This is a genomic window from Sphingopyxis microcysteis, assembly GCF_012274265.1.
In the GTDB taxonomy this organism is placed as follows: Bacteria; Pseudomonadota; Alphaproteobacteria; order Sphingomonadales; family Sphingomonadaceae; genus Sphingopyxis; species Sphingopyxis microcysteis.
In genome coordinates this window covers 422,068-437,134 of the sequence record NZ_JAANYY010000002.1, presented here as the reverse complement: position 1 = coordinate 437,134, position 15,067 = coordinate 422,068, and the positions used below count along the sequence as shown (strand labels likewise).

The window sequence follows — 15,067 nt, the reverse complement described above, 5'->3', positions numbered from 1 at the left end:
CGTCAATCCTCCTCGTCGGCGAGCCGCCGTAGCCGCGCCGCAACGCGGTTGTCGGCAATGATCCGCCGCATCCGCATCAGCACGATCGCGCCGAATAACAGCGAAAAACCGAGCAAGGTCAAGCCCAACGGCCACAGCAGCGCATTGTCGATGCTCGACCCGCGCAAGGTGATGCTCGGCCCCTGGTGCAGGCTGTTCCACCACACGACGCTGCGGTTGATGATCGGAATGTTGATCGCGCCCACCAGCGCATAGATCGCCGCGCCGCGCGACAGCGAGCCGCCCTGCCGCTGCCCCTCGTCGCCATTGGTCAGCGCGATAAAGCCCGCATAAAGGAACAGCAGGACGAGCATTGACGTCATCCGCCCGTCCCATTCCCACCAGGTTCCCCACGTCGGCTTGCCCCAGATCGACCCGGTGGCGAGGCACAGCGCGGTGAACAGCATCCCCGGCACCGCGATCGCGCGCGCGGCGATACCCGACAGCGGGTGGCGCCACACCAGCTGGATCAACCCCGCAAGAGCCAGCGACGTCCAGCCGCCCATCCCGAGCCACGCCGCCGGGACATGGACATAAAGAATCCGTGCCGTTTCGCCCTGCTTATAGTCGCCCGGCACCTGCGTCAGCCCGGCCCACGCGCCCGCCAGCACGAGCAAAAGGCCAACACCGAGCAACCATGGCGTCAGCGGCCTGGCGATCGCCAGAAAACGGGTCGGATTCGCATAAGCGTGCATCGGTTCGCGTCCTTAGGGGAGCCCGGCGTAGGGGTCCAGCAATTTGCCCGATGCGACCCGGCGGCGCGGTGTCGCCTGTGCGGCGCGCGCAAACGGCTGCTTAAGGCCGAAGCAAGACGTCGCCCCCGCGCAGGCGGGGGCCGCTGTCGGTTTACGCTGCGACACAGGACAAGGCCGGTAGCGGCCCCCGCCTGCGCGGGGGCGACGGTCTATTAGAACGGCAGCTCCTCACCCCAACCCGGCCAAACCCCGCGCTAACCCTCCGGCCGCGTCCAGATCCAGCTGCCCCCCACCGCCGCCGCGATGATCGGCGCCATCATCCACGGCCAGGGGGCGAACAACAATGCCAGCACGATGCTGAACGCAAAAGCCAGTGTCGCCGCAATCTTCCCCTTGCGGCTGATCGCGCCCTTTTCACGCCATGCGACAATATGATGCCCAAAGGCGGGATGGCCCAGCAGCCACGCCTCGAGCCGCGGCGACGATCGCGCGAAACAGAAGGCCGCCAGAATTACCAGCGGCACCGTCGGCAGCAACGGCAAAAAAGCGCCCACCGCGCCGATCGCCAGCGACGCCCAGCCGCCGACCAGATACAAATGCCGCTTCATTGCGGGGTGGCTTAGCGGATTTCACAATCGACGCCAGCCCACTTCCCGTCGCCCCCGCGCAGACGGGGGCCGCAGTCGGTTTACGCAGCAGCGCGGGAATAGGCGGCTAGCGGCCCCCGCCTGCGCGGGGACGACGTTTTTCCTATCCCCGCCCGATCAGCTTCTGCGCCATCCGGTCGGCCACCGCCGACGCCGGCGTACCGCTCGCCTTGCTCTCGGCCCAGATCTCGGCGAGGCGGCCGGGGATCAGGTGGATGCGGCTCTCGACCTCTTCGCGGCTGCCCTGCCCCAGATATTCCAGCGCGACATTGATGATGCCGCCCGCGTTGATGACATAGTCGGGGGCATAGGTGATGCCGCGATCGTGAATGCGCTGACCGTCGGCGGCGGTCGCCAGCTGGTTGTTCGCGCCGCCCGCAACGATCGGTACGCGCAGCTTTTCGATGCTGCGTTCGGTCAGGATCGCGCCCAGCGCATTCGGGCTCAGCACATCGGCCTCGATCTCCATGATCGCCGCCGAATCGGCGAGCTCGGCGCCCAGTTCTTCGGCGAGTTCCTTGGCGCGCGTCAGGTTGACGTCGGCCAGCGTCAGCTTGGCGCCCTCGGCAGCCAGCCGCCGCGCGACGCCGCCGCCGACGCTCCCGACGCCCTGGATCGCGATCCGCACGTCCTTGGCGCTGTCGGTCCCCAGCCCCTGCTTGATTGCCGCCTTGATGCCCAGATAGACGCCGAGCGCGGTCAGCGGGCCGGGATCGCCGCCCGCTTCGCCGCTCGCGACGGGCAGCCCGCTGACATGCTTGGTATGCTTCGAAATCGCGACCATGTCGGCGTCGGACATGCCGACATCTTCGGCCGTCACATAGGCGCCGCCCAGCGACTCGACCGCGCGCCCGAACGCCGCGAGCAGTTCGGGGGTCTTCGCCGCGCCCTCATCGGCCAGAATCACGCCCTTGCCGCCGCCCATCGGCAGGCCGGCCATGGCATTTTTATAGCTCATGCCGCGCGACAGGCGCAGCGCGTCGGTGATCGCCGCGGCGCGCTGCGGATAGTGCCAGTAGCGTACGCCGCCCGCGCCCGGGCCAAGATGCGTCGAATGAACCGCAATGACCGCCGTTAGCCCGCTGGCCCGATCGCGGAACATGTGAACATGCTCATGATCGTCAAAATCGGCGAAATCCCAGACTGCGGACATGGATTCGATCCTTGCGTTAAAAAATTACGTCAAGGCGTAATAATCAGACGCGAGCGCAGAGTCACGTCGAAACGCGGTCCGAACGATTGCCTCGAAAGTCTCGGGAAAAGATGGGGCGACCAACGGGGCTCGAACCCGCGACCTCCGGTACCACAAACCGGCGCTCTAACCAACTGAGCTATGGTCGCCACACAGGACGGGGACGCGAAATGCGACCTCGACAGCGCGCGGCGAATAGGCGCGGGGGTGGCCCTTCGTCAAGCATTGTTCGCACGCGCTTCCCTGCTAAAAAGCGCGCCATGGCTGCGAATGAACATGTCGATATGACGACTTCGGGCGCCGATCGCACCGCGGCGCGGCTCGCCGCGATCCCCGGCATCCGCCGCGCGCCGACGCCAAAGCTTGAACAGTTCATGCTTTCGCGCTTTCTCGACCCCGAAGCCTGCGCCGCGCTGATCGCCCAGATCGACCGCGATGTGCGCCCGTCGACGATCGCCGATCCCAATGGCGACGACGCCTTTCGCACCAGCACGACATGCGATCTCGACCACCGCGACCCGCTGGTGATCGCGCTCAACAATCGCCTCCACGACCTCACCGGCATCCCGCTCGAATTTGGCGAGCCGATGCAGGGGCAGCGTTACGATGTCGGCCAGGAATTCAAGGCGCACACCGATTATTTCGACCCGCATGGGGCCGACTGGGAAACCTATTGCGCGGTTCCGGGCCAGCGCAGCTGGACGCTGATGATCTATCTCAACGAGCCCGCAGCGGGCGGCGCGACGCGCTTTCTGGCGACCGGAAAGCTGCACCAGCCCGAGGTCGGCAAGCTGCTCGCGTGGAACAATGTGCGGCCCGATGGCACGACGAACCCCGACACGCTCCATCACGGGATGAAGGTGCGCAAGGGGCGCAAATATATCATCACCAAATGGTTCCGCGAACGGCCGTGGCCATGGGCGGAGGGGGAGCTGGGGTAAACCTGCTCAGAACCCCGTTCGTGTCGAGCGAAGTCGAGACACGCTGCGTTCGTGCTTGGCCTCGTGTGTCTCGACTTCGCTCGACACGAACGGAATAGGGGAGTCGGCCAAAACCAACTCCCCGATCCGCTTACTTCACCAACCGATACTGAAAATTCAGCGTCAGCGTGTTCGCGACCTGCCCCGGTTCGACCGGCGTTGCCTTCGCCTCGGCGGCCATCAGTCCGCGCCCATAGGGCATCGGCGGTTGCGGCCCGCCAAAGCTGCCGCCTTCGCTGATCGACACCAGCTCGGCGCCGCGATAGCCCGCGAGCCGCGCATAGTCCGCCGCCTTCGCCTCGGCGGCCTTGATCGCTGCGCCGCGCGCGCCGACCAGCTGGGCATCGGCGTCCTTCATGCCGAACCACGGACCCTCGATATTGGTACCGCCCGCGGCCACCAGCGCGTCGAGCAGCGGGCCGATGTCGTCGATCTTCCCCGTCGTCGCGCGCACGGTGTTGCTGACATGATAGCCGATGAAGCGCGGCGGCTGGCCATTGCCCTGATTGCTGTAATCATATTGCGGCGACAGGTTGATGCCGCTCGTCTGGATGTCCTCGGGCTTGATCCCGCGCGCCTTGGCGGCGGCGATCAGCTTGTCCATCGCCGCGGCATTGGCGCGCATCGCTTCGACCGCGGTCGGCGCGGTCGTCGTCACGCCGGCGCCGACGGTCGCCTGATCGGGACGCGAACGCACCTCTTCATTGACGCTGAAGCTCAGGATCGGACCCTGCACCGTTGCTGCCGTCACCGTCGAACCTCCTTGCTGCGCCAGCGCGGGCGTCGCCGCCATCAGCGCCAGTCCGGTTGCCATAACGGCGAACAATTGCTTCGTCATTTCATTCTCCTGTCGGCCGGACCCCCGGCCAGTTGTGAAATCCGGTTCCGTAACGCTGACGGAGCAGACCCGTTCCGGCCTTTGTGCGCTCGGCGCTTGCATGATGCTGAACGCGCCAGTAGCGAGCCGTTCATCATGGCAGCACCGATTTTATCTTACGAAGGCCTTGGCCTTGTGCAGGGCAGCGGCTGGCTGTTCCAGGATCTCGACATCTATGTCGGCGAACGCGACCGGCTGGCGCTGATCGGGCGCAACGGCGCGGGCAAGACGACCTTGCTCAAATTGCTCGCGGGCCGGATCGAGCCCGACAAGGGCAAGCGCGTCATCGTCCCCGGCACCCATGTCGTGATGCTCGAACAGGAACCCGATTTTTCGGGTTTCGCGACGTTGATGGACTTTGCCGTCGCCGCTCCGAATGCGCCGGAAGAATTTGAAGTCGCCGCGATCGCCGACCAGCTCGGCATCGACATGAGCCGCACCGCCGCCAGCGCCTCGGGCGGCGAGCGCCGCCGCGCTGCGCTCGCCCGCGCCCTCGCGCAAAACCCCGACGTGCTGCTGCTCGACGAGCCGACCAACCATCTCGACCTCGCCGCGATCGACTGGCTCGAAAGCTGGCTCGCGCGTTACACCGGGGCGTTTGTGGCGATCAGCCACGACCGCACTTTCCTCACCCGCCTGACGCGCCAGACCTTGTGGCTCGACCGCGGCAGCATTCGCCGCAAGGAAATCGGCTTCGGCGGCTTCGAGGAATGGAGCGACGCCGTCACCGCCGAAGAAGTCCGCGCCGCGCAGCGCCTCGATTCCAAACTGCGGCTCGAGGCACACTGGCTCGAACGCGGCGTCACCGCGCGGCGCAAGCGCAACCAGGGCCGGCTCGAGAAGCTGAAGGAAATGCGCGCGACCCGCGCCGCGATGATCGGCGGCCCCGGCGTCGCCAAATTGGGCCTCGCCAACGACGATGTGCGCTCGAAATCCGTCATTGTGGCGGAGAACATCTCGAAAAGCTTTGGCGACCGCACGATCATCAAGAATTTCGATTTCCGCGTCCAGCGCGGCGACCGCATCGGCATCGTCGGCGCCAATGGCGCGGGCAAATCGACCCTGCTCAAACTGCTCACCGGCGAAATTACGCCCGACAGCGGCACCATCACCCTCGCCCCGACGCTCGACGGCATCGTCATCGACCAGCAGCGCAGCCTGCTCTCGCCCGACAAGACCGTCCGCGACATCCTCGCCGACGGCGGCGACTGGGTCGAGGTGCGCGGGGTGAAGAAGCACATCCAGGGCTATTTGAAGGAGTTCCTCTTCAACCCCGGCGTCGTCGAGGCCAGCGTCGGCGCGCTGTCGGGCGGCGAACGCTCGCGGCTACTGCTCGCGCGCGAATTTGCCCGCGAATCGAACCTGCTCGTGCTCGACGAGCCGACCAACGACCTCGACCTCGAAACGCTCGACCTGTTGCAGGAAGTCATCGCCGACTATGCCGGCACCGTGCTGCTGGTCAGCCACGACCGCGACTTTCTCGACCGCACCGTCACCGTGACGCTCGGCCTCGACGGGTCGGGCAAGGTCGACATCGTCGCGGGCGGCTATGCCGACTGGGAAGCCAAGCGGGTCAAGCCGAACACCGCCAAGGAAAAGGCGGCACCAACCGCCGCCCCGCCGCCGCCCACCGCGCGCAAGAAGCTGAGCTACAAGGATCAGCGCGACTATGATTTGCTGCCGGGCCGGATCGAGGAAATCGAGGCGGAGATGGCAGCGGCAGAAGTCGAGCTGTCGGACGGCACTTTGTTCACGCGCGACCATGCAAAATTCACGGCGCTGACGAGCAAGCTGGAAAAGTTACGTGAGGAAAAGGCGGCAGCCGAAGATCGCTGGCTCGAGCTCGCCGAAGCGGTCGAGGCGCTGGGGTAATATTGGCACGCCGCGTCCACTTTGGGGTGGGAAGCGGACGTAGCGATCCTCCCCGGAACGGGGAGGGGGACCAGCGAAGCTGGTGGAGGGGCACCGTCGGTTTGCCTTGCCGCCGAAGTCGTGATCCATTGCGACGTTCCCGGAACGCTTGGCTCTTCCAGCCCGGCGCTGCGGTAACCTCCTGTGCCCCTCCACCACCCTTCGGGTGGTCCCCCTCCCCCGTTGGGGGAGGATCGGCTACGTCCGTAACCGGTCATTTGTGGCCGCGCACTCTCTCACCCCGTCCCATAAAACCGCGCTAGCCGGTCCAGCGCCAGCCCCAGCACCAGCTTCCCCGACCGCGCTGGCCAGCCCAGCCCCTTCTCCGCTCCGGCAATCCCCTCGCCCGCGCAAATCACGCGCCAGCAGATGTCGGCCAACCCCGGCCCCGCGGCGTCGAGCGCCGCATGAAAGCGCCGGTGGGCATCGATCCGCGCCAGCGACGCATCCGCCGCGCGCGCGCCGCCACGGCTCTTCGCGGGCGGCGCCGCATCCCAGCGCATCGTCACCCGCGCCGCGAGCCCCGCGCGCTCGTAATCGGCGCGCAGCCGTTCGCCCGCATTGAGTTGCGCCGGCGTCAGATGCCCGCGCGCCGCCAACCAGGCGATCGGACTCTCGGCGATATTCACCGTCACCTGCCGCATCATCTGCGGACCGCTTTTATCGGGATCGATGCGGTCGTCGGGATGCAGGCGGGTGGCAAGCTGGCGTGCGGTCATGGCAATCTCCTTGATTCGAAGACAGGTCTTGACACTGGAATATTTTGTAGGAAAGAAGAAACCGATTTGGTTATTCGAGGATCTTGCAATGATCAACAGCATCCGCGCCGTGCGCCGCGCCAAGGGACTGACGCTGGAGGAGGTCGGCGCGCGCTGCGATCCGCCGACCACCGCGCAGACGATCGGCCGCCTGGAAACCGGCACGCGCAACCTGTCGCTCACCTGGATGAACCGCATCGCCGCCGCGCTGGGGGTCGATGCCGCCGAGCTGGTGCAGTTGCCGCAGGATACCCAGCTCACCATCACCGCGCACCTTGGTGCCGATGGCGCGCAGGCGCCGACGCGCGTCGAACAGGCGCTGACCGCGCGACCGGGGGAGGATATGGTCGCGGTCCGCGTTACCTCATCGATCGGCGACTATCGTGCCGGCGATGAAATCTGGTGTCGCCGGATCACCGGCGACTGGGCCAGCGCGCTCAACCGCGACCTGCTCGTTCCCCGCCCCGCCGGGCGCTTCTTCTTCGCGCGCCTGCTCAACGTCGATGGTGAGAAACTGCACCTGCTGCCGCTCGGTACCGGCGCGCGGCAACAGGTGGTCAGCAATCCCCCATGGGCGGCGGTCGCGGTGCGGCTGATTCGATCGCTCTAATTCACCCCGTTTGCCCTGAGCTTGTCGAAGGGCCGACCTTTCTTTCACCGACGCCAAGGAAAAACGGTGCTTCGACAAGCTCAGCACAAACGGTTGAGAGGGCGGACATGACGCCCCTCCGCGTCCTCAGCATCGCCACCCTCTTCCCCGACGCCGCGCGCCCGAACTTCGGGCTGTTCGTCGAACGCAGCCTCAGCGCACTCGCCGCGCAGCCGGGGATCGAGCTCACCATCGTCGCGCCGGTCGGCCTGCCGCCCTTCCCGCTCTCGCTCCACCCGCGCTACCGCAAGCTCCGCGGCCTGCCGCGAACCGAAAGCTGGCACAGCCTCACCGTCCATCGCCCGCGCTTCACGCTCATCCCGCGCGTCGGCGCTCGCCTGAACCCGGCGATGGTGTCGCGCGCGGTGCTGGCGGCGGTGCGCGGCCAGACCTTCGACGTCCTCGACGCGCAATTTTTCTACCCCGACGGCCCCGCCGCGATGCGCGTCGCCGATGCCCTTGCCCTGCCCTTTTCGGTCAAAGCGCGCGGCGCTGACATCAGCCATTTCGGCCATGACCCAGCGACCGCACCGCAACTGATCGCCGCCGCCGACAAGGCCGCGGGCCTGCTCGCGGTCTCCGAAGCGATGCGCCGCGACATGGCGGCGATCGGCATCGATCCGGCCAAGATCGCGGTCCATTACACCGGCATCGACCGCGCGCGCTTTGCCCCCGGCGACCGCGCCGCGGCGCGCGCGGCGCTCGGTATCGACGACGCGCCGACGATCCTGACCGTCGGCGCCCTCATCCCGCGCAAGGGGCAGGAACTGGTGATCGAGGCGCTCGCCGCGCTTCCCGGCGTCCACTATTATCTCGCAGGTGCCGGCGAAGCCGAAGGGCGCTATCGCGCGCTGGCCCAGCGGCTCGGCGTCGCCGACCGCGTGCAATTCATGGGTCCGGTCGCGAACGCCGACCTGCCGCTGCTCTACCGCGCCGCCGACGCGGTGGTGATGCCGTCGGTCAGCGAAGGGCTGGCCAATGCGTGGGTCGAGGCGATCGCCTGCGGCACCCCGATCGTGATCAGCGACGCGGGCGGCGCCGCCGAACTGGTCACCTCGCCCGTCGCGGGCCGGATTGCCGCGCGGTCGCCCAAAGCCATTGCGCAGGCGGTACAAGCGATCCTCGCCAAGCCGCCCGCGGCGTCGGACGTTGCCGCCACCTTGGCGGGCCGCTTCGACTGGAACCGCAACGGCCGCGAGCTCGCCGCGCATCTGCGCCGCTGTGTAAATCCGCCAGCCCAAAAAGAACCGTAGCCCTGAGCCTGTCGAAGGGCGCCTCTCGGAGAAGCGCCCGTCGACAGGCTCAGGGCTACGGTAATTTCTATACTGTCGGCCCGGTCAGACGACCGCGCCGTCATCCTTGCGCTCGATCCGCTCGCCGCCGGCGATGCCCGCGCTCGTGCGCGGGATAAAGCTGTCGGGACCGACCTTCAGCCACACCAGCACCGGCGTCGACATCAGCACTGACGAATAGCCCCCGATGAACACGCCGAACAGCATCGCCGCGGTAAAGCCGAAGATCACGTCGGGGCCAAAGAGCAGCAACACGCCGAGCGCGAGCACCATCGCCACGGTGGTCATCACGGTACGCGACAGCGTTTCGTTGATGCTGAGATTGAGCAGCGGAATGATGTCCATCTTGCGATATTTTTTCAGATTTTCACGGATGCGGTCATACACCACGATCGTGTCGTTCAGCGAATAGCCGACGATCGTCAGCAACGCCGCGACACTGTTCAGGTCGAACTGCATCTGCGTCACCGCGAACAGGCCAAAGGTCAGCGACACTTCGTGGAACAGGCGCCCCAGCGCCCCGACCCCGAACTGCCATTCGAACCGGATCCAGATGTAGATCGAAATGCCGATGATCGCGAGGCCCAGGCTGATCGCGCCGGTGCGGATCAATTCGCCCGACACCTTGCCCGACACCGTCTCCACCGACCCCGCCTTTGCCGTCGGGAACGCTTTCTGGATGCCTGCGACCAGTTGCTGTCCAGCGCGCTCGGCAGCCGCCTTGTCGCCTTCGGGCAGCGCGGTGCGGATCGACACCGCCTTGTCCGACCCGAACTGCTGGATCGTCGCTTCGCCGAGGCCGATCTGACCGACCTTTTCGCGAATTTCATCGATCGGCGGCATTTCCTGCGCGAATTCGACGCGCACCGACTGGCCGCCGACGAAATCGACGCCCAGGTTCAAGCCCTTGACCGCGACCAGCGCGATCGACACCGCGACCAGGAAAAAGCTCATGAACGACGCGAGCTTCCGCCAGCGCAGAAAGTCGATGTTGGTGTCGTCGGGGACGAGTTTCAGCAAGCGCATGATATCGCCTTCCTCAAATATTGATCGTCGTCGGACGCTTGGTCCGCAGCCAATGGGCGACGAACATGCGCGTGACGGTAACGGCGGTGAAAACGCTGGTGACGATGCCGATGGTCAGCACCACGGCAAAGCCCTTGATCGGGCCGGAGCCGAACCAGAACATCAGCACCGCGGCGATGACGTTGGTGACGTTGGCGTCGAAAATCGCGCGGCTGGCTTCCGAATAGCCAAGGTCGATCGCCTGGAACACCTTGCGCCCGCGTTTCAACTCCTCGCGTATTCGTTCATTGATCAGCACGTTGGCGTCGACCGCGGCGCCAATCGTCAACACGAAGCCCGCGATCCCCGGCAAGGTCAGCGTCGCGTTGAACGCCGCCATGATCGCGATGATCAGGAACACGTTAAAGAACAGCGCGATATTGGCGTAGATGCCGAACCGGCCATAGACGACCATCATCAACACCAGCACCGCGACCGTCGCGATGATGCCCGCGATCACGCCCTTGCGGATCGAATCGGCGCCGAGCTCGGGCGTGACGGTGCGTTCCTCGACGACCTCCATCTTCACCGGCAGCGCGCCCGATCGCAGCGAGATCGCCAACGCATTGGCGCTCGCCACCGAAAAGCTGCCCGAAATCTGGGCGCTGCCGCCCAGGATCGGTTCGTTGATCGACGGCGCCGACAGCACCTTGCCGTCCAGCACCATCGCGAACCGCTTGCCGACATTCTGTGCGGTCACCTTGGCAAAGGTGCTCGATCCGCCCGAATCGAAACTGATCGACACGACGGGTTCGTTCGACTGCGGGTCGAAACTCTGCTTGGCGTTGATCAGCTGTTCGCCGCTGATCATCACCTGGCGGCGAAGCACTTCGAACGTCGCGCCATTGCCTTCGCCTTCGGCATAGGGGACGATCTCGCTGCCCACCGGCACGCGGCCCGCAGCGGCCTCCGCAGGATCGGCATTGGGATCGACCATGCGGAATTCCAGCCGCGCGGTCTTGCCGATCAATTCCTTCAGTGCCGCCGGATCCTGAAGCCCCGGCACCTGCACGACGACGCGGTCATTGCCTTCGCGGATGATCGTCGGTTCGCGGGTCCCAAGGTCGTTGACGCGCTTGTCGATAATGTCGCGCGCCGAATCCATCGCATCGGCCACCGCCTGCTGCTGGCCCGCGTTGGTCGGGGTCATCACGATGCGGGTGGTATCGACGATGTCGATGTTCCAGTCGCGCTGTCCGGTCAGCGCCGCGCCCTGCGTCTGGCTGAACAACCGGTCGCGCGCATCGTCAAGCTGCGCCTGATCGCGGATCAGGAAGCTGATCCTGCCGCCCTCGGTGGACAGTTCGCCGATGGCGATGTCGTCGTCGGGACCGCGCTCGCCGCGCATTGCGGCGCGCACCGTCTTTTCCATGTTGGTGAGCTGCGTCTTGCGCAGGTCGGCGACGTCGGCCTCCAGCAGCAAATGGCTGCCGCCCGCCAGATCGAGCCCCAGATTGACCTTTGCCTGCATGAACGCCGGCAGGCTCTCGCGCGTCTTTTCGGGCAGGAAGCTGGGGATGGAAAAGAGGATGCCCAGCACCAGGATGATGCTGATGCTGATGGTTTTCCAGCGCGGGAAATCGAGCATGGTCTGATGGTCCGATAACATGCGCGGGGCGGCATAACACCGCCCCTGCGGCGTCAGTCGTTGGCGGGCTTGGCGCCGGGCTGCATCACGTCGGCCAAGGTCGACTTGACGACCTTGATCTTGACGCCCTGCGCGATTTCGACGTCGGCGAAGTCATCGTCGACGCGCGTGACCTTGCCGACGATGCCGCCGCCGGTCACCACCTGGTCGCGCGGCTTCACCGCGGCGATCTTGGCGCGATGTTCCTTGGCCCGCACCTGCTGCGGGCGGATCAGGAAGAACCAGAACACGACAAAGATCAGCAGATAGGGGACCAGCATCAGGAAACCGGCGGCCCCGCCGCCCGATCCGGCCGCCTGGGTCAGAAGCAATTGCGTCGACATGGATGAAAAACTTTCCGTTTGAAAACGCAGCCCGTTCCGTGGGGAACCGGCGCGCATATAATGGCGCGGCGCCTATCACGCAGGGGCGGCGCGCGCAACCGGTCGCTGCGCCCTCCCCCTTGGCAAGCGCCGCCGAAATGGGGAGGATCGCGATCAGGTCAAGGGCACGATGCCGCACACCCGCTGCAATCAACCTGCCGAACGACTTTGCGCAGGGAAGCCTTGCATCCCCCGACAACCCGCGCTAGTGGCCTCGCCTGCCCAACAGGGCCGGTCGGGACGTAGCGCAGCCTGGTAGCGCATCACACTGGGGGTGTGGGGGTCGGAGGTTCGAATCCTCTCGTCCCGACCAATTTTCAAACCAGCAAATCTTGGTAAGCGGCGGGCGGCGGACACAGCCGCCACCCGCGCGCAGGCTCAGTTCGCAGCCGTCGGCGCTTCGGCCGGCGGTGCCGATGCGCGCGCATCGCGCATTGCGGCGATTTCGGCCTTGTCGATCACGCCATCCTTGTTGGCGTCGACATGCTTGATGAACGCATCGACTTTTTCGGGCGACGCCAGCGTCGGGTCGCCCTGACGCTGCGCGCGCATTTCGGCCATCCGGGTCACTTCGGCCTTGTCCAGCTTGCCGTCGCCGTTGGCGTCGATCATCGCAAAGATACGGCCGTCGTCCGGCTTCGGCTGCGCGCTGGCAAGCGCCGGGAATGCCATCGCGAGCACAGCGGCAGTCATCGTCAATGTCTTCATATTCTATCCTTTGGTGATGGTCGGCAAAGTCGCCGGGATACCCCGCGCCGACATGGCAGCTTCGACGTCGCAAAACTATGGCAGCCGGACTCGGTTCGTCACGGTTTCAGCACGACCTTGCCCACCACCTCGCGCCGTTCCAGCATCGCAAAGCCCTCGCGCCAGTCGGCAAGGTCCAGTGCGGCGTGGACGTGCGGGCGGATTTTGCCCGCCGCGGCCAGCGCATCGACCGCCGCAACATTCTCGGCCCCGCGCGCCGGGAAGCGGCGGCCATATTCGCCCGCGCGCACCCCGACGACCGAGAAGCCCTTGATCAGCGGCATGTTGACCGACACCTCCGGAATCCGTCCCGACGCAAAGCCGATCACCAACAGGCGCCCACCGAACGCGATGCAGCGCGTCGATTCGTGGAAGACATCGCCGCCGACCGGATCGAAGATCACATCGGCCCCCACCCCGCCTGTCAGTTCCTTCACCCGTTCGCGAAACCCCGGCGCGCCGTCGATCACCGCGTCGGTCGCACAAAGCCGCGCAATCGCGTCGCGCTTGTCGGCGCTGCTCGCCGCCGCGATCACCCGCGCACCCAGCGCCCTCGCCAGATCGACCGCCGCCAGCCCGACGCCACCCGCCGCGCCATGCACCAGCAGCCACTCTCCCGCCTCGATCCGCGCACAGCGGACCAGCGCGACATAGGCGGTCAGATACGCGACCGGATAGGCCGCCGCTTCCTCCCATGTCAGCCCTTCGGGCTTCGTGCGCAGGGCCGCCGCGGGTACGGTACAATATTCGGCCATCGCGCCGAACCGGTTGCCGCCGACCACCGCATCGCCAATCCCCCAGCCAGCGACCCCGTCGCCCAGCGCATCGATTTCGCCGGCAAATTCCATTCCCGCCACGAACGGCAGCTCGGGCTTCAACTGATAATCGCCGCGCGTCATCAACAGGTCGGGGAAATTTACCGCCGCCGCGCGCACGCGCACCCGCACCTCGCCCGGGCCAGGCTGCGGAAGCGGCAGGTCGGCGAGCGCCGTCCCCGCGTGGTCGGGCAACAATTCGCGCACCTGCAAAGCCCGCATCAAGAAAAGCCTTTCCTACAATTTGCCAATATGGTTCGTTTGTTTAGTTCTAACAAACCACAGGAGCGAATCATGTCCAGAACCGAATGCCCGCCCGTCGACGCCGACGCGCTGATCGATGCCGTCATCGACCGCGAAGGTCGATATGTAAACCACCCCGCCGATCGCGGCGGCCCGACCTGCTGGGGAATCACCGAAGCGGTGGCGCGCGCGCAGGGCTATAGCGGCGCGATGCGCGACCTGCCGCGCACCGAGGCCGCGGCGATCTATCGTCGCATCTATTGGCTGCGTCCCGGTTTCGATCGCGTGGCGTTGCGCGCGCCGAAAATCGCCGCCGAACTGTTCGACACCGGCGTCAATATGGGCACCGCCGTCGCCGCGGGTTTCCTGCAACGCGCGCTCAACGCGCTCAACCGCGCCGCGCGCGACTATCCCGACATCGCCGTCGATCGCGACATCGGCCCGCGCACCCTGTCGGCGCTCGACGGCTTTCTGAAGGCGCGCGGCAAAGGCGGCGAGACCGTGCTGTTGCGCGCGATGGAAGCGTTGCAGGGCGAACGCTACATCGCGCTCGCCGAACGCCGCCCCAGCCAGGAGGCGTTTCTCTACGGCTGGCTCGCCAACCGGATCGGGCCGCAGTGACGCCGTTCGGCGCGCCATTGGGCTGAACTTTCCTGAACTTTGAACATACAGGAGCATCGAAATGAGCATCATCGAAGGCCTGATCGGCCCGATCGCCAAGCTGATCGACAAGATCATCCCCGACCCCGAAGCCCGCGACCGCGCCAAACTGGAACTGCTCAAGCTGGAGGGCAGCCAGGAAATGGAGGCGATCCGCACCCGGATGACCGCAATCGTCGCCGAGGCGAACAGCGCCGACCCCTGGACGAGCCGCGCGCGGCCAAGCTTCCTCTATGTGATGTACGCGCTGTTGCTGTGGGCGATTCCGATGGGCCTGATCGCCGCGGCGCGGCCCGAGATGGCGGAGGGTATCGCGCGGGGGATGAACGCCTATCTCGCGGGGATTCCCGAGCCCCTCTACGCGCTCTTTGGCACGGGGTATCTGGGGTACACGGCGGCGCGGGCGTGGGGGAAGGCGAAGGGGGTGGAGGCCTAAAGCTCAAATCGTCGCCCCCGCGAAGGCGGGGGCCGCTGGAGGCATGCGCAA

At 66.2% G+C, this 15,067-nt stretch carries 16 protein-coding genes and 2 tRNA genes; 7 read left to right on the top strand and 11 right to left on the bottom strand.

Annotated elements, in window-relative coordinates; genetic code table 11:
• Positions 1 to 2: 2 nt before the first annotated feature.
• The 4 genes from ccmC to G9408_RS01985 form a co-directional block, all read right to left on the bottom strand.
• Positions 3 to 734, bottom strand: a complete 732-nt coding sequence (ccmC, locus tag G9408_RS02000; protein WP_168452472.1) for a heme ABC transporter permease CcmC — start codon at positions 732 to 734, stop codon at positions 3 to 5.
• 254 nt (positions 735 to 988) lie between these two features.
• Positions 989 to 1,342 carry a YbaN family protein gene (locus tag G9408_RS01995; protein WP_168452471.1) on the bottom strand — a complete coding sequence of 118 codons (354 nt, stop codon included), beginning with the start codon at positions 1,340 to 1,342 and terminating at the stop codon, positions 989 to 991.
• Between the two features lie 142 nt (positions 1,343 to 1,484).
• Positions 1,485 to 2,534 carry a Glu/Leu/Phe/Val family dehydrogenase gene (locus G9408_RS01990; RefSeq protein ID WP_137871647.1) on the bottom strand — a complete coding sequence of 350 codons (1,050 nt, stop codon included), beginning with the start codon at positions 2,532 to 2,534 and terminating at the stop codon, positions 1,485 to 1,487.
• 111 nt (positions 2,535 to 2,645) lie between these two features.
• Positions 2,646 to 2,722: transfer RNA gene (locus G9408_RS01985), tRNA-His, on the bottom strand.
• 111 nt (positions 2,723 to 2,833) lie between these two features.
• On the opposite strand from G9408_RS01985, the gene G9408_RS01980 reads away from it, so the two are divergent.
• Complete coding sequence (locus G9408_RS01980) at positions 2,834 to 3,514, top strand: prolyl hydroxylase family protein (RefSeq protein ID WP_408021858.1); 681 nt, start codon at positions 2,834 to 2,836, stop codon at positions 3,512 to 3,514.
• Positions 3,515 to 3,644: 130 nt separating this feature from the next.
• On the opposite strand, the gene G9408_RS01975 is transcribed toward G9408_RS01980, so the two are convergent.
• On the bottom strand, positions 3,645 to 4,391 hold the full coding sequence (locus G9408_RS01975) for an SIMPL domain-containing protein (protein ID WP_168452470.1): 747 nt from the start codon (positions 4,389 to 4,391) through the stop codon (positions 3,645 to 3,647).
• 135 nt (positions 4,392 to 4,526) lie between these two features.
• On the opposite strand from G9408_RS01975, the gene G9408_RS01970 reads away from it, so the two are divergent.
• Positions 4,527 to 6,302: an ABC-F family ATP-binding cassette domain-containing protein gene (locus tag G9408_RS01970; protein WP_168452469.1), complete on the top strand. Its 1,776-nt coding sequence runs from the start codon at positions 4,527 to 4,529 to the stop codon at positions 6,300 to 6,302.
• Positions 6,303 to 6,577: 275 nt separating this feature from the next.
• Here the strand turns inward: G9408_RS01970 and G9408_RS01965 are convergent, their stop codons facing one another.
• Entirely contained in the window at positions 6,578 to 7,060 is a 483-nt protein-coding gene (locus G9408_RS01965; RefSeq protein ID WP_235957436.1) for a DUF6456 domain-containing protein, read from the bottom strand.
• A gap of 88 nt (positions 7,061 to 7,148) precedes the next feature.
• On the opposite strand from G9408_RS01965, the gene G9408_RS01960 reads away from it, so the two are divergent.
• Positions 7,149 to 7,709: a helix-turn-helix domain-containing protein gene (locus G9408_RS01960; protein ID WP_168452468.1), complete on the top strand. Its 561-nt coding sequence runs from the start codon at positions 7,149 to 7,151 to the stop codon at positions 7,707 to 7,709.
• A gap of 107 nt (positions 7,710 to 7,816) precedes the next feature.
• Positions 7,817 to 9,001: a glycosyltransferase gene (locus tag G9408_RS01955; RefSeq protein ID WP_168452467.1), complete on the top strand. Its 1,185-nt coding sequence runs from the start codon at positions 7,817 to 7,819 to the stop codon at positions 8,999 to 9,001.
• Between the two features lie 84 nt (positions 9,002 to 9,085).
• Here the strand turns inward: G9408_RS01955 and secF are convergent, their stop codons facing one another.
• The 3 genes from secF to yajC are packed head-to-tail and all read right to left on the bottom strand — an operon-like array spanning position 9,086 to position 12,076.
• Positions 9,086 to 10,066 (bottom strand): protein translocase subunit SecF, encoded by a 981-nt coding sequence (secF, locus tag G9408_RS01950; RefSeq protein WP_120215807.1) that lies wholly within the window; start codon positions 10,064 to 10,066, stop codon positions 9,086 to 9,088.
• 13 nt (positions 10,067 to 10,079) lie between these two features.
• A complete protein-coding gene (gene secD, locus G9408_RS01945) occupies positions 10,080 to 11,693 on the bottom strand; it encodes a protein translocase subunit SecD (RefSeq protein WP_168453410.1) in 1,614 nt (537 codons plus the stop codon).
• 53 nt (positions 11,694 to 11,746) lie between these two features.
• Complete coding sequence (gene yajC / locus G9408_RS01940; protein ID WP_168452466.1) at positions 11,747 to 12,076, bottom strand: preprotein translocase subunit YajC; 330 nt, start codon at positions 12,074 to 12,076, stop codon at positions 11,747 to 11,749.
• 275 nt (positions 12,077 to 12,351) lie between these two features.
• Between yajC and G9408_RS01935 the strand changes: the two genes are divergently transcribed.
• A tRNA-Pro gene (locus G9408_RS01935) sits at positions 12,352 to 12,428 on the top strand.
• 65 nt (positions 12,429 to 12,493) lie between these two features.
• Here the strand turns inward: G9408_RS01935 and G9408_RS01930 are convergent.
• Both G9408_RS01930 and G9408_RS01925 read right to left on the bottom strand, forming a co-directional pair.
• Positions 12,494 to 12,823 (bottom strand): EF-hand domain-containing protein, encoded by a 330-nt coding sequence (locus G9408_RS01930; protein ID WP_168452465.1) that lies wholly within the window; start codon positions 12,821 to 12,823, stop codon positions 12,494 to 12,496.
• Between the two features lie 98 nt (positions 12,824 to 12,921).
• On the bottom strand, positions 12,922 to 13,899 hold the full coding sequence (locus tag G9408_RS01925) for an NADPH:quinone oxidoreductase family protein (RefSeq protein ID WP_168452464.1): 978 nt from the start codon (positions 13,897 to 13,899) through the stop codon (positions 12,922 to 12,924).
• Between the two features lie 72 nt (positions 13,900 to 13,971).
• On the opposite strand from G9408_RS01925, the gene G9408_RS01920 reads away from it, so the two are divergent.
• Complete coding sequence (locus G9408_RS01920; RefSeq protein ID WP_168452463.1) at positions 13,972 to 14,541, top strand: glycoside hydrolase family 108 protein; 570 nt, start codon at positions 13,972 to 13,974, stop codon at positions 14,539 to 14,541.
• A gap of 61 nt (positions 14,542 to 14,602) precedes the next feature.
• A complete protein-coding gene (locus G9408_RS01915; RefSeq protein WP_168452462.1) occupies positions 14,603 to 15,016 on the top strand; it encodes a holin family protein in 414 nt (137 codons plus the stop codon).
• The last annotated feature ends 51 nt before the right edge of the window (positions 15,017 to 15,067 follow it).

What these genes read in the sequence shown, in the direction of transcription:
- ccmC (WP_168452472.1), bottom strand. Translation starts at nt 734, where the DNA reads ATGCACGCTTATGCGAATCCGACCCGTTTTCTGGCGATCGCCAGGCCG.
- G9408_RS01995 (WP_168452471.1), bottom strand. Translation starts at nt 1,342, where the DNA reads ATGAAGCGGCATTTGTATCTGGTCGGCGGCTGGGCGTCGCTGGCGATC.
- G9408_RS01990 (WP_137871647.1), bottom strand. Translation starts at nt 2,534, where the DNA reads ATGTCCGCAGTCTGGGATTTCGCCGATTTTGACGATCATGAGCATGTT.
- G9408_RS01980 (WP_408021858.1), top strand. Translation starts at nt 2,834, where the DNA reads ATGGCTGCGAATGAACATGTCGATATGACGACTTCGGGCGCCGATCGC.
- G9408_RS01975 (WP_168452470.1), bottom strand. Translation starts at nt 4,391, where the DNA reads ATGACGAAGCAATTGTTCGCCGTTATGGCAACCGGACTGGCGCTGATG.
- G9408_RS01970 (WP_168452469.1), top strand. Translation starts at nt 4,527, where the DNA reads ATGGCAGCACCGATTTTATCTTACGAAGGCCTTGGCCTTGTGCAGGGC.
- G9408_RS01965 (WP_235957436.1), bottom strand. Translation starts at nt 7,060, where the DNA reads ATGACCGCACGCCAGCTTGCCACCCGCCTGCATCCCGACGACCGCATC.
- G9408_RS01960 (WP_168452468.1), top strand. Translation starts at nt 7,149, where the DNA reads ATGATCAACAGCATCCGCGCCGTGCGCCGCGCCAAGGGACTGACGCTG.
- G9408_RS01955 (WP_168452467.1), top strand. Translation starts at nt 7,817, where the DNA reads ATGACGCCCCTCCGCGTCCTCAGCATCGCCACCCTCTTCCCCGACGCC.
- secF (WP_120215807.1), bottom strand. Translation starts at nt 10,066, where the DNA reads ATGCGCTTGCTGAAACTCGTCCCCGACGACACCAACATCGACTTTCTG.
- secD (WP_168453410.1), bottom strand. Translation starts at nt 11,693, where the DNA reads ATGCTCGATTTCCCGCGCTGGAAAACCATCAGCATCAGCATCATCCTG.
- yajC (WP_168452466.1), bottom strand. Translation starts at nt 12,076, where the DNA reads ATGTCGACGCAATTGCTTCTGACCCAGGCGGCCGGATCGGGCGGCGGG.
- G9408_RS01930 (WP_168452465.1), bottom strand. Translation starts at nt 12,823, where the DNA reads ATGAAGACATTGACGATGACTGCCGCTGTGCTCGCGATGGCATTCCCG.
- G9408_RS01925 (WP_168452464.1), bottom strand. Translation starts at nt 13,899, where the DNA reads ATGCGGGCTTTGCAGGTGCGCGAATTGTTGCCCGACCACGCGGGGACG.
- G9408_RS01920 (WP_168452463.1), top strand. Translation starts at nt 13,972, where the DNA reads ATGTCCAGAACCGAATGCCCGCCCGTCGACGCCGACGCGCTGATCGAT.
- G9408_RS01915 (WP_168452462.1), top strand. Translation starts at nt 14,603, where the DNA reads ATGAGCATCATCGAAGGCCTGATCGGCCCGATCGCCAAGCTGATCGAC.